The 12,181-nt window shown below is 76.1% G+C and carries 11 protein-coding genes; 5 read left to right on the plus strand and 6 right to left on the minus strand.

Going from position 1 to position 12,181, the window contains the following annotated elements; all coding sequences use genetic code 11:
• Window positions 1–53 precede the first annotated feature (53 nt).
• Entirely contained in the window at window positions 54–1,007 is a 954-nt protein-coding gene (locus AB2L28_RS19355; RefSeq protein WP_370720632.1) for an EamA family transporter, read from the plus strand.
• A 30-nt stretch (window positions 1,008–1,037) separates the two neighbouring features.
• Here AB2L28_RS19355 and AB2L28_RS19360 read toward each other — a convergent pair whose 3' ends face one another.
• The 4 genes from AB2L28_RS19360 to AB2L28_RS19375 form a co-directional block, all read right to left on the minus strand.
• Window positions 1,038–2,573, minus strand: a complete 1,536-nt coding sequence (locus AB2L28_RS19360; protein WP_432526060.1) for a flotillin family protein — start codon at window positions 2,571–2,573, stop codon at window positions 1,038–1,040.
• 31 nt (window positions 2,574–2,604) lie between these two features.
• Window positions 2,605–3,114, minus strand: a complete 510-nt coding sequence (locus tag AB2L28_RS19365; RefSeq protein ID WP_370720633.1) for an NfeD C-terminal domain-containing protein — start codon at window positions 3,112–3,114, stop codon at window positions 2,605–2,607.
• Between the two features lie 159 nt (window positions 3,115–3,273).
• Complete coding sequence (locus AB2L28_RS19370; RefSeq protein WP_370720634.1) at window positions 3,274–3,993, minus strand: TIGR03089 family protein; 720 nt, start codon at window positions 3,991–3,993, stop codon at window positions 3,274–3,276.
• 52 nt (window positions 3,994–4,045) lie between these two features.
• Window positions 4,046–4,513 carry an SRPBCC family protein gene (locus AB2L28_RS19375; RefSeq protein ID WP_370720635.1) on the minus strand — a complete coding sequence of 156 codons (468 nt, stop codon included), beginning with the start codon at window positions 4,511–4,513 and terminating at the stop codon, window positions 4,046–4,048.
• Between the two features lie 30 nt (window positions 4,514–4,543).
• Here AB2L28_RS19375 and AB2L28_RS19380 point away from each other — a divergent pair, with 30 nt between their 5' ends.
• On the plus strand, window positions 4,544–6,613 hold the full coding sequence (locus AB2L28_RS19380) for a hypothetical protein (protein ID WP_370720636.1): 2,070 nt from the start codon (window positions 4,544–4,546) through the stop codon (window positions 6,611–6,613).
• A 16-nt stretch (window positions 6,614–6,629) separates the two neighbouring features.
• Here the strand turns inward: AB2L28_RS19380 and AB2L28_RS19385 are convergent, their stop codons facing one another.
• On the minus strand, window positions 6,630–7,097 hold the full coding sequence (locus AB2L28_RS19385) for a GNAT family N-acetyltransferase (RefSeq protein WP_370720637.1): 468 nt from the start codon (window positions 7,095–7,097) through the stop codon (window positions 6,630–6,632).
• Window positions 7,098–7,313: 216 nt separating this feature from the next.
• Window positions 7,314–8,078, minus strand: coding sequence for a class I SAM-dependent methyltransferase (locus AB2L28_RS19390; RefSeq protein ID WP_370720638.1), 765 nt, complete (start codon window positions 8,076–8,078; stop codon window positions 7,314–7,316).
• Between the two features lie 68 nt (window positions 8,079–8,146).
• On the opposite strand from AB2L28_RS19390, the gene AB2L28_RS19395 reads away from it, so the two are divergent.
• From AB2L28_RS19395 to AB2L28_RS19405, 3 genes are read left to right on the plus strand one after another with little or no spacing between them, the layout of a single operon-like run.
• Window positions 8,147–9,073 carry a glycosyltransferase family 2 protein gene (locus AB2L28_RS19395; RefSeq protein WP_370720639.1) on the plus strand — a complete coding sequence of 309 codons (927 nt, stop codon included), beginning with the start codon at window positions 8,147–8,149 and terminating at the stop codon, window positions 9,071–9,073.
• Window positions 9,070–11,070, plus strand: a complete 2,001-nt coding sequence (locus AB2L28_RS19400; RefSeq protein ID WP_370720640.1) for a glycosyltransferase — start codon at window positions 9,070–9,072, stop codon at window positions 11,068–11,070. Before AB2L28_RS19395 ends, AB2L28_RS19400 begins: the two co-directional genes overlap by 4 nt.
• Window positions 11,071–11,073: 3 nt before the next feature.
• Entirely contained in the window at window positions 11,074–12,054 is a 981-nt protein-coding gene (locus tag AB2L28_RS19405; protein ID WP_370720641.1) for a lysylphosphatidylglycerol synthase domain-containing protein, read from the plus strand.
• The last annotated feature ends 127 nt before the right edge of the window (window positions 12,055–12,181 follow it).

Genomic DNA, 12,181 nt, shown 5'->3' on the forward strand with positions numbered 1-12,181 from the left:
GGGCGCCGGCCGGTGCATTTCGCGCCGACGGCGCACGGCGGCAGCCTGCCGGCATGGACGTCCCCCTCGGGTCCCGCGAGTCCACCGACCCCCACCCCGGCCCCGACCGCCACCCCGGCCGCGACCCGGGCGTCCGGGGGCCGGGTCGCGGCCGGGGGGTGGTGACCGCCCTGGTCGGGGCCACGGGCAACCAGCTCGGCGCCGGTGTCGGTGCGTCGGCCTTCGCCGCGATCGGCCCGGCCGGGGTCGTCGCCGTCCGCCAGGTGGTCGCCGCGGCCGTCCTGCTGCCGCTCGCCCGGCCCGCGCTGCGGCGGATGGGGTGGTCCCAGTGGTGGCCGGTGCTGCTGCTGGCGGTGGTCTTCGCCGGCATGAACCTGGCCCTCTACACCGCCGTCGACCGGGTCGGGCTGGCGCTGGCCGTCACGCTGGAGTTCCTCGGCCCCCTGGTGCTCGCCCTGGTCACCTCCCGCACGCGCAGGCACCTGCTCATCGCCGTCGCCGCGGCGGCCGGGGTGTACGTGCTGGTCCTGCCCGGCCCCTCCAGCGACGTGGGCGGCATCGCCGTCGGTCTGGTCGCCGGGGCCTGCTGGGCGGCGTACATCGTCCTGAACCGCACCGCCGGGGCGCGCCTGCCGGGGGTCCAGGCCCCCGCCCTGGCCAGCGGGGTGTGCGCGGTGGGCTACCTGCCGGTCCTGGTCGTCCTCACCGTCGACGGGCGCTGGGACGGCGCCACCCTCACCCGTGCCCTGCTCACCGGGGTGCTGTCCTCCGTCCTGCCCTACGCGGCCGACCTCGTCGCGCTGCGCACCGTGCCGGCGCGCTCGTTCGCCGTCCTGTCCAGCACCCAGCCGGCGCTGGCCGCCCTGGTCGGCCTGCTCCTGCTCGGCCAGGGCCTGCGCGCGCACGAGTGGGCCGGGATCGCCGTCATCAGCCTCGCCAACGTCGCGGCCCTGGTCACCGGACCGCGCCGGGGCGGGCCGCGCCCCCGGCCCGCCCCGGCGCGCTGACGTCCCCGGCGAGGGCCCGGACGTCGGGGTCTACTCCTGCCCGGGCGCCACGACGGTCGTTGGGCGTGCCGGCTCGCCGTCCCGCTGGGCGGGCTGCCCCGTGAGGTTGCGCAGCAGTTCGGTGACGTCCACCCCGGTCGTGCGCCGGACGACCTCGAGGGTCTCGGTGAGGTTCGACCCCACCTGCCGCGACAGCTGGGAGGCGCCGTCGGTGGAGATGACGGTGAGGTCGGAGATGGCCGACATCGGCGCGGCGAGTTCGTGGGCGACCCGGGGCAGGGCGTCGACGACCATCTGCGCGACCGCGGCCTCGCCGTACTGCTCGAACGCCTCGGCCCGCAGGCGCATCGTCTCCGCCTCGGCCTCACCGCGGGCGCGGGTCGCCGCGGCCTCCGCCTCGCCCTCCAGGCGGGTGGCGTTCGCCAGCGCGGTGCGCCGGTCGAGCTCGGCCTGACCGGCGACCCGGACGCGCTGCGCGTCGGCCTCGGCGGCCAGCTTGATGCGGTTCGCCTCCGCGGTCGCGGACAGTTCCACGCGGCGGGCGTCGGCCTCGGCGTTGGCGATGTCGGAGGCCTTCTTCGCCTCGGCCTCGAAGATCTCCGAGTTCCGGCGCGCCTGGGCCTGCTGCTCGGCGTCGTAGCGGCGGGCGTCGGCGGGTTTGCGCACCTCGGTGTCGAGCTGGCGCTCGGTGAGCGCGGCCTGGCGCTCGGCGACGCGTTCCTGCTCGAGCAGGACCTCCTGGTCGCGCGCGGCCTTGGCCAGCACCCCGGCCGCGGCGGCACGGGCCTGCGCGGTGTCCGTCTCGGCCTTGAACTCCGCCTGCCGCAGCGACAGGTCCCGCTGGGCGCCCGAGACCTTCTCCTGCGCGCGGGCCTCGGCCTGCTGGGACTCCTGCAACGAGTTCGCCTCGGCGATGGCCGCGTTCTGCGCCGCGATCGCGGCCTCGGGGCGACCGAGGTCGCGCAGGTAGTTCACGTCGTCGGTGACGTCCTGGATCTGGAACGTGTCGAGCACCAGGCCCTGGTTCGTCAGCGACGTCTCGGCCTCCTCGGCCACGCGGGAGGCGAACGCGGCGCGGTCGCGGATGATCTCGTCGACCGTCAGCGTCCCGACGATGGAACGCAGCGACCCGGCCAGGACCTCCTGGGTGAACGACTCGATCTCGTCCTGCTGGTGCAGGAAACGTTGCGCCGCAGCGCGCACGGAATCCTCGGTGCCGCCGACCTTGATGATGGCCACCCCGTCGAGGTTCAGCCGGATGCCCTTGGCCGAGACCGCCCCACGGATCTGCACGGAGATGCGCCGGGAGGCCAGGGACAACGAGTACGCCTGCTGCACGAACGGCAGGACGAAGATGCCGCCGCCCATGACGACCTTCTGCCCGGACAGGTCGGTGGAGATCTTCCCCGTCTCGGGGTTGGTGACGGGCCGGCCCTTCTGGCCGACCACGACGAACGCCTCGCTCGGGCCGGCGATGCGGTACCGGCGCACGATCGCGACGGCCAGCAGCACCACGACGACGACGGCCGCGGCCACCAGGATGACGGCGGGGGTCAGGAACTCCACGACGGTCCTCTTCTCAGGGTTCGGAACTGGTTCAGGGGAGGGGTTTCACCTGGACGGCGGTCGCGGACACCTCGGCGACGACCTCGACCTCGGCACCGCGGGCGAGGGTGACGTCGCTGACGGCGCTGCGCTTGACCGTCGTCCCGCGCAGGCGCAGGTTCACCTCGCCGAACGCCCCGGGCCTCGTCGCGGGGGTCGTCACGTACCCGCGGGCGCCCAGGATCGAGACGTGCGTCTCGGGGTCCTCCCGGCGCAGGGTGCGGACGAGCCCGCCGACCCCGGCCACGGTCGCGATCCCCACGCCCGCGCCGAAACCGGCGGCCTGCGACGTGGTCCACCCGAACGAGGTCTGCGCCAGGGTCGCGGCGAGGCCGAACAGCGCCAGACCGCCGGACAGGGACGTCAGGGACAAGAACCCGCCGGCGATGTCGAGCTCGAACGCCTCGAAGACGCCGTCGAACACGAACGAGACGAGGCACACGACGAAACCCACGACCGCGAGCACGACGAACACCGTCACGCCGATCCCGTGCACGGTCACCCCCGACCACCCCTGCCCCGGACCCTACAGGGTCGTTTCCCCTCCGGGCGGTGGTCCCGCGGTTCCGGGACGGGGTTCTGGCCGGTGCCGGGCCGTGGGTTCCAGGTCCGCGAGTGACGGAGCCCCGAGCGGCGGGGCGTGCCCGGCCCGCCGCGCGGGTCAGGGGGCCGGACGCGTGCGCAGGACGGCCGTGGTGCGCTCGGAGGCGACGACGGACCCGCCGAGGGCGTCGAGGCCGGGGGCGAGGACGACCGACCCCGCCCTGGCCCACGCCGCCAGCGGCCCCCGCACGACGTCACCGGGACCGGCGTCGGTGAGCAACCGCACGCCCACCGGCCAGTCCGCGCCGAGGGTCTGCGCCTCGCCGAGCAGCCGGCCGTGGGTCAGCGCCGGGGCCTCCAGCGCGGGGTCCTCCGGCCCCGGGGCCGCCATCGGGACGTGCGTGTCGCCGTACCCGGTGACGACACGGGCGTAGTCGAGCACCCCCGCCGGCAGCTCCTGGTCGAAGCGGGTCGCCAGGGGCAGCAGCGAGACCGCGATCCGGTCCTGGGAAGCGTTGCGCTGCATCGCCTGCACCGAGGAGGACACCAGGACGTCCGCGGGCCGGTCCGCGCCGTGGCGCACCGCGGCCCCCGTCGCCCAGGCCGCGAGCTGGAACACCGGCGTGCGCCAGTGGGTGGGCAGGTCGATGGCCACGACGGAGCCGGGCCCCACCTCGAACTCCTCCTCGAGCAGGTTCGCCGTCTTGGCGACCCACGTCGCCAGCACCCGCGCGGACAGCTCGACCCGCTCCCCGGAGGAGGCGTGGTCGGCGGCGTACCAGGTCAGCCGCGGTGCGGTCGGGTCGTCGTCCAGCAGGCGGCGCAGCACGGGGAGCACGCCGTCACGGTACGCGGGGTGCCGGGGCGGACCTGCGGGGGCGAGGGCGGGGTCAGGGCGGGGGCGGGGTGGCGGCGCCCCGCTCGACGACCGCCCGCAGGTGCTCGGCCCGTCGCCGCAGGAGCCGGCGCAGGTACGGCTCGGCCACCCACCGGACGGCGAGGGCGCCGAACGGGCCGCCGGGCAGCGCCAGCGCCACCCGGTCCGTCATCCGGGTGCCCCGGCCCGTGGGGGTGAACAGGTGCTCGTGGCGCATCCGGCGGAAGGGGCCGCGCACCTGCTCGTCCACGACCCGGTGCGGGCGCTCCGCGACGCTCACCCGGCTCGTCATCGTCCACCGCACGCCGAGGTGCCGGGCGGTGAACGTCACCTCCTCGCCCTCGGCCAGCGTCCGCCGCCCCGTGCTCGTGGTCGCGCTCTCGCCGCTGCCGCGCAACGAGTCCGCGTGCACGTCCACGTCCAGCACGAGGTCGTGCAGCACCTCCGGCGGGGCGGCCACGTCCGTCACGACGACGATCACGGCCCCAGTCTGACGGTAGGTTCTGCCGGCGTGAGCAGCACCGGGAGCACCGCCGCGGGAACCCTTCTGACGCGGGTCCCCGTCGTCCTGGCCGCCGCCGTCGCCGCGCTCACCGCCGTCGCCGTCCCCCTCGTGCTGCTGGACCTGTGGACACCCGCCGTCGCCGTGCCCGTCGGGCTCGTCGTCGCCGCCCTGGCCGGCCGCCTGGCCTGGGGCACCCCCGTCGTCGCCGCCGGCTGGTGGTCCGCCGGGGGCAGCGCCGCCCTCGCCGCCGGGGCCGGGGCCTGGGCCGCCCTCACCCACGCCGAGCACGTCGTCCTGCGCCGCGACGCGGGGTCGATGGCCCTCTACGCCCACCACCTCGCCACCCGCCACGGCCTGCCCGTCGACGCGTCCGTCCCGGCCCTCGGCGGTGCCGCCGCGCTCGCGGACCCGAACCTCACCCTCGCCTCGCCGGCCTTCTACCAGGTCGGTGACCACGTCGTCCCGCAGTTCCTCCTCGGGGCCCCGGCGCTGTACTCCCTGGGGGACTGGGCCGGCGGGTGGACGGGGATGTTCGTCGTGCCGGGGGTCCTCGGCGCCTTCGGCGTCCTGGCCGTCGCCGGGTTCACGGCCCGCGTCGTCGGCCCCCGCTGGGCACCGCTGGCCGCGGCCACGCTCGCGCTCGCGCAGCCCGTCCTGCACGCGAACCGCTCCACCTACTCCGAGCCCCCCGCGCTGCTCGTCCTGTTCGGGGCCGCGTCCCTGCTCGTCGCGCTGCTGCCCGCCACCGGCCGGACCGCCGCCCGCCTCGGCGGCGGCGCCGGGCTGCTCGTCGGCGCCTGCGGGTTCGTCCGCATCGACTTCCTGCGCGAGGTCGCGGTGCTCGTGCCCGTCCTCGCCGTCCTGCTCGTCGTCCGCCACCCCGGCGCCCGCGCGCTGCTGACGGGGACGGCGCTGGCCTCGGCGCTCGCGATCGCCGCCGCGCTGCTCACCTCGCGCCCCTACCTGGGGACGATCTCCGGCTCGTTGCTGCCGCTCGTCGCGGGGCTGGTGCTCCTCGCGGTCGCGAGCGCCGTCGTGGTGCGGCTGGCCCGCCGCGGCGTCCTGGCCCGGCGGTCGTGGCTGACGAGCGAGCGGCTGCCGACCGTCCTGGCCGTCGTGCTCGGGGTGGTGCTGGCCGTGCTCGCGAGCCGGCCGCTGTGGCTGGTCGTGCGCCAGGACCCGCAGGACTCCGGCAGCAAGCTCGTCGCGGGGCTGCAGCTGGCGCAGGGGCTGCCGGTCGACGGGGGCCGCACCTACGCCGAGCACTCGGTCGACTGGATCGCCTGGTACCTGGGCTGGCCGGCGGTGGTCCTCGCGGGGGCGGCGGCCGTCGCCGCGCTGCCGCGGGTGGTGCGGGCCGTCCAGGGGCGGGGTGGGCTGCCGGTGTGGACGGCCCCGTACGTCGTGGCCCTCGGGTCGACGCTGCTGACGCTGTACCGGCCGGGCATCACCCCCGACCACCCGTGGGCCGACCGCCGGTTCGTCGTCGTCGTGCTGCCCGCCGTGGTCGTCCTGTCCGTCGCGGCGTGCCGGTGGGTCGTCGTGCGGTACGCCGGTGAGCGGCTGACGTGGCTGCGCGCGGCGATCGCCGTCGTCCTGCTCGTCGGGCCCGCCGCGTGGGGCACCCTGCCCGTCGCCACCCAGCGGACCGAGGTCGGCGAGCCCGCCGCGGTCGCCCGCGCCTGCGCGAGCTTCGCCCCCGGTGACGTCGCCCTCGCCGTCGACCCGCGCTCGCGCAACGAGTGGCCGCAGGTGCTGCGAGGGACCTGCGACGTCCCGGCGGCCTCGCTCGTCGTCCCCACCGGCCAGGGCCGGCCCGGGACGCAGGAGTACTGGCAGGCGCTGCGCGCGGCCGTCGACCGCGAGGCCGAGCGCGTGCGCGCGGCCGGCGGCACCCCCGTGCTCGTCGCCGCCGGCGGGGACACCGACCCCGTCGAGGTGCTGCTGCGCCTGGGGGTGCAGGAGCCCCGCGTCGTGGTGAGCCGGCGCACGAGCGAGGACGAGCGGGTGCTGACGCGGCGCCCGGACGGGGTGCAGCGGATCGACGTGCGGCTGGTGACGGGCACCGCCCCCTGACCGCTCTCGTGGTCGGTCAGGGCGAGCGCGGCGACGGTGGGCGGCGGTAGGTCGCGTCGGGCTCGCGCTCCTCGTTCCCGCCGCCGTCACCGGTCGCGACGAGGTGGAAGCCGTGCCGCTCGTAGAGGCGGCGGGCTCCGACGTTGCGCTGGAAGACGTGCAGCAGCAGCGCGCCACCGACGGCGTCCCGCCGGGCCAGGACGTGCTCGAGCAGGAGCGTCCCGGTCCCGCGGCCCCAGGAGCGGGGGGCGACGTAGAGGTGCTGCAGCCAGGCGCCCTCGACGGCGGCGAACCCCAGCACCGCGCCGTCGTCGTCGCGGGCCAGGTGCACCTCCTGCCGGGCGAGCACGACGTCCGCGACGAACGCGCGGGTCTCCTCGTCGGTGTGCAGGTGGGGCAGGTACCTCATCGTGGCGCGGGCGGCGAGGAAGACGTCGGCGACGGCCGGGGCGTCCGCGGGGGTCGCGGGGACGATGCGGGGCACGGCCCCATCGTCGGGGACCTCGCCGTCGGCGCCCACAGGTTTCCCGCGGGCTCTCCTGGTGGGTGGACCGCGGGGACGGGTTGGACGGGACCACCGGTGGGTGTCCCGATCCGGTCGCCTGGACGACCCCCTCGGGCCACCGACGGCTCACTCCACGTCGATGCGATCCGTGGTGACACCGATGGGTGTCCAGATCGCGTCGGGCGCGGGCGGCGGTCAGCCCGGCAGCGTGGCCCGCGAGCAGCGCGCCACGTACTCCAGCGCCAACGACCCGACCTGCCGCAGCCGGTCCTGCGCCTGCGCCCGCACGTCGGCCAGCACCTCCTCGCGCCGCGCCTCGTCGAGGGCGATGACCCAGCTGCGCGAGCGCGTCAGGTCCAGCAGGGACTCCACGGTCACGGGGTCGGACCAGCGGACGTCGTAGCGCTCGACGGGCCCGAAGGGCGCGCCGACGCGGGGGGCGAGGCTGCCGAGCTGCTCCTCGCCGGGGCCGTCGAGCAACCGGTCCAGCCGCGCGATCCAGTCCACCCCGGCGTCGCGGACGTTCCACAGCAGGCCGAGCCGGCCGCCGGGCCGCAGGACGCGGGCGACCTCGGGGGCCGCCGTGGCCGGGTCGACCCAGTGCCAGGCCTGGGCCATGAGGACGGCGTCGAGGCTGCCGTCGGGCAGCGGGATCGACTCCGCGGTCCCGTCGAGCACGTCCACGCCGGGCAGGACCCGCGCGAACGTCTCCCGCATCCCGGGGGTGGGCTCGACGGCGACGACGTCCACCCCGCGCGCCACGAGCGAGCGCGTCAGCTTGCCCGTCCCGGCGCCCAGGTCCAGCACCCGCAGCGGCCGGTCGGCGGGACCGCCCAGGGGCGCCGGCGGCAGCAACCAGTCCAGGGCCTCGCCGGGGTAGCCGGGGCGGGCGCGGTCGTAGACGTCGGCGACCGCGCCGAAGGAGCGGGCGCGCTCTTCGGCGGACACGGGGTGGCTCACGGGGCCATCGTGCCGCCCCGCGCCGACGTCCCGGGAACCGCCCCACCCCTGGGTAAGCTCTGCCCGCCATGCCTGTCGAAGATGAGGTCCAGCCCCCGAGCGGACCGGCGCCCGTCGCCACGATCGTGCTGCCCTGCTACAACGAGGAGGCGCACGTCCTGCTGGAGGTCCAGCGCATCACGAAGGCCATGGACGCCGACGGCATGCCCTACGAGCTGCTGGCGGTCGACGACTGCTCCACCGACGACACCCTGCAGGTCCTGCGCTCGGTCGAGCACGAGTACCCGCACCTGCGCGTCGTGGGGTTCCGCCGCAACGGCGGCTCGGGCACCGTGCGCCGCATCGGCACCCAGATGGCGCGCGGCGAGATCGTCGTGTGGACCGACGCCGACATGTCCTACGAGAACGAGCGCATCCCCGAGCTCGTCCGGGTGCTGCTCGAGGACGACTCCTACGACCAGGTCGTCGGCGCCCGCACGACGGAGGAGGGCACGCACAAGGCCCTGCGCGTCCCGGCGAAGTTCGTCATCCGCAAGGTCGCCGAAGTGCTGGCGCGCCAGCGCATCCCGGACCTGAACTCCGGTCTGCGGGCCTTCCGCAAGTCGGTGTCGCTGCCGTACCTGCGGCTGCTGCCGGCGGGCTTCTCCTGCGTCACGACGATCACGCTGTCGTTCCTGTGCAACCAGCACGACATCAAGTACGTGCCGACGAGCTACGCCAAGCGCGCGGGCACGTCGAAGTTCCACTTCACCAAGGACGCCTACCGGTACATCCTCCAGGTGCTGCGGATGATCATGTACTTCGAGCCGCTGCGGGTGCTCATGCCGGTCGCGCTGTTCCTGTTCGGCCTCGGTTTCCTCAAGGGCGTCACCGACATGGTCCGGCACGCGTTCTACTTCCCGGCCAACACCGTCCTGCTGCTCGTCTCCGGGTTGCTCATCGGCGCCGTCGCGCTGCTGGCCGACCTCGTCGTGCGCTCGCGGGACAGCGCGTGAGCCCCGACGCCGCGGGCGGCCCGCGGCGCGTGGTCGTCCTCGGCCCGGCCCACCCCGGCAAGGGCGGCATCGCGGTCCACACCACCGAGCTGGCCCGGCACCTGGCCGCCGGCGGCGACGACGTCAAGCTCGTCTCCTGGGCCAGGCTCTACCCCGGGCTGCTGTACCCCGGGGAGGTGGCCCTGCCGGACGCGGTCCCCGAGGTGCCGGAGTTCACCCCCACGCTGCGACCGCTGTCGTGGTCCTCACCGGCGTCGTGGTGGCGCACGGGGCGGCGCATCGCGCAGGCCGACCTCGTCGTCATCGCCCACGTCGTGCCGCTGCAGGTGCCGGCCCTGCTGACGGTGCTCGCCGCGATGCGCTCGGCGCGTTCGGGTGCCCGCACCGTCGTCGTCGCGCACAACGTCCTGCCGCACGAGCCGAACCCGGGCGACGAGCTGCTCGTGTCCCGGCTGTTCGCCGCCGTCGACGGCGTGGTCGTGCACTCCGAGGCCCAGGCCGCGCTGGCGCACACCCACGGCGCCCGCCGCGTCGTCCCGGCCGACCTGCCCCCGCACCTGCCCGGTGGCCCCAAGCTCGCCGGTGAACCCGGCTCGCGGGTGCCCCGCGACGGCGGGGTGCGGCTGCTGAGCCTGGGCGTCGTCCGCGAGTACAAGGGCCTGGACCTGCTCCTGGAGGCGCTGGACGAGGCGCACCAGCGCGGGTTCGACGCCCGGCTCACCATCGCCGGGGAGCTGTGGGGCGCCGCGGGCCGGCGCGTGCGCGAGCTGGCCACGGCGCCGGGGACGCGCGGGCACGTCGACCTGCGCGAGGGGTACGTCCCGGCGGCCCGCATCCCCGAGCTGATGGCCACCCACGACGCCGTCGTGCTGCCCTACCGCTCCGGCACGGCCTCGCAGAACGCCCTGCTCGCCTTCGCCCACGGCCTGCCGGTGCTCGCCACCCGCGTCGGGTCCTTCCCGGCCCAGGTCCGCGACGGCGTCGACGGCGTCCTCGTCGAGCCCGGCAGCGCCGCCGCCCTGGCGCAGGGCCTCCTGAGCCTCGCCGGCGGCGGGCTGCAGGCGCTGCGGGAGAACGTCCAGGCCCCCGACCTCGACGCCCCGTGGGACGCCTACCTCGGCGCGGTCGACGAGGCCGCGCTCGGCGGGACGGCCGCCGCCCCGCCCGGGGGCAGGGCCCTCGCCGTCGCCAAGCGCGGCGCCGAGCACGCCCTGTGGGCCCGCGTCGGCGTGCAGCGCCGGGTGGGGGAGCAGCTCGCGACCCGCCGCCTGGCAGCCGCCCCCGCCGCCCGCCCGGTGCCCTCGGGCGTCCCGCGCACCGGTGTCCTGCACGACGGCGCCGAGGTCGCCGACGCGCTCGCCCAGACGAAGCGCCTGCACCTGCCCGCCCACCCGGACGCCCCGAAGAACTGGGACGCCCTCGGCGCCGTCGCGGCCGTCCTCACCCTCGCCGACGACGGCTCCCGCACCGCTCGCGTCCTGGACGCCGGGTCGGCGCGGTACTCGCCCGTCCTGCCGTGGCTGCGGCTGTACGGCCTGGGCCGCACCCGCGGCGACCTCGCCGGCATCAACCTCGAGTTCGGCGCGACCGTGCACCGCGACGGGGTGGAGTTCCGCCGCGGCGACGTCACCGACACCGGCCTGCCCGACGGCTCGCTGGACGCCGTGACCTGCATGTCCGTCATCGAGCACGGCGTCCCGATCGCCGGGTTCCTCACCGAGACCGCCCGCGTCCTGCGGCCCGGTGGGGTCCTCGCCCTGTCCACGGACTACGACTGCGACCCGCCGGACACCACGGGCGTCACCGCCTACGGCGCCCCCGTGAAGATCTTCTCCCCGGCCGACCTGCGCGACCTCGTCGCGCTCGCGGCCCGCGTCGGTCTCGACCTCGTCGGGGAGCTGACGGACGACGTCCTGGCCCACCCCGAGCGTCCCGTGCACTGGAAGCGGACCGGGCTGGACTACACGTTCGTGCTGCTCACCTTCGTGCGGCGCTGAGACGTGCCGTCCCGGCTCCTCCCCCGTCTGCTGGGCGTCCTGCGCTCACCCGTGCTGCGGGCGGGGTTCCTCCTCCTCGCGCTCGCCCTGGCCGCCGTGTACGTCGTGCGCGACCGGGCCGCCATCGCCGACGCGTGGTCCCGCCTCGACGCGTGGTCGGTCCTGCTCGCGCTCGTGCTGTCCCTGGCCAACGTCGCCCTCTCGGGGGCGTCGTGGCGCGCCGTGCTGGCCGACCTCGGCTCCCCGCTGCCCGTCGGCGCCGCCGCGCGCGTGTTCTTCGTCGGCCAGCTCGGCCGGTACATCCCCGGCACCGTCTTCCAGTTCGTCGCGCAGGCCGAACTGGCCCGCGACCACGGGGTCCCGCGCCGGCGCACCGGCTCGGCCCTGGCCGTCGCGCTGCTGGTGTCCATGACGACGGCGTCGCTGCTGGTCACCGGGGTGCTCCCGCTCGCGCTGCGCGGGCGCGACATCGCCGGCTGGGAGTGGACCGGCTGGCTGCGCTGGGCCACCCCGCTGCTGCTCGTCCTCCTCGTGCCGCAGGTCATCAACCCGCTGCTGCGCGTGCTGCTGCGGCTGGCGCGGCAGGAACCGCTGGAGCACCGCATCACGCTGCGCGGCCTGCTCGCCGCCGCCGGGTGGGCGCTGGCCTCGTGGGGCGCGGTGGGGGTGCAGGTGTTCGTCCTGGCCCGCGCCGTCGGCGCCGACCGGCCGGTCGGTTCGATGCTGGCGCTCGCCGTCGGCGGGTACGCGCTGGCCTGGATGGTCGGGTTCCTCGTGGTCCTGGCCCCCGCCGGGGCCGGGGCCCGCGAACTCGTCCTGGGGGCCGTCGTGGCCCTCGCGACCGGCTCCGGGGGAGCGGCCGTCGTGGTCCTCGGCTCGCGGGTCCTGCTGACCGTCTCCGACCTGCTCCTGGCGTTCGCGGCGCTCGCCGGGCACCGTGCGGAGATCGTCGCCAAGGCCCGGGCGGCCCGTTCGCCGGAGTGATCCAGCAGGTGTCGATCTGGTCACGAAGGGCACGGTGGCCCGGTTTGGATTGGTCATCGGGCGCACTTCTCGGCAGGGTGAGCCGCCGGCACGCGTCCTGACCCCGACTTCCTGGGAAGTGATCGAG

Origin of the sequence: Kineococcus mangrovi, from assembly GCF_041320705.1 — a bacterium.
Taxonomy (GTDB): domain Bacteria; phylum Actinomycetota; class Actinomycetes; order Actinomycetales; family Kineococcaceae; genus Kineococcus; species Kineococcus mangrovi.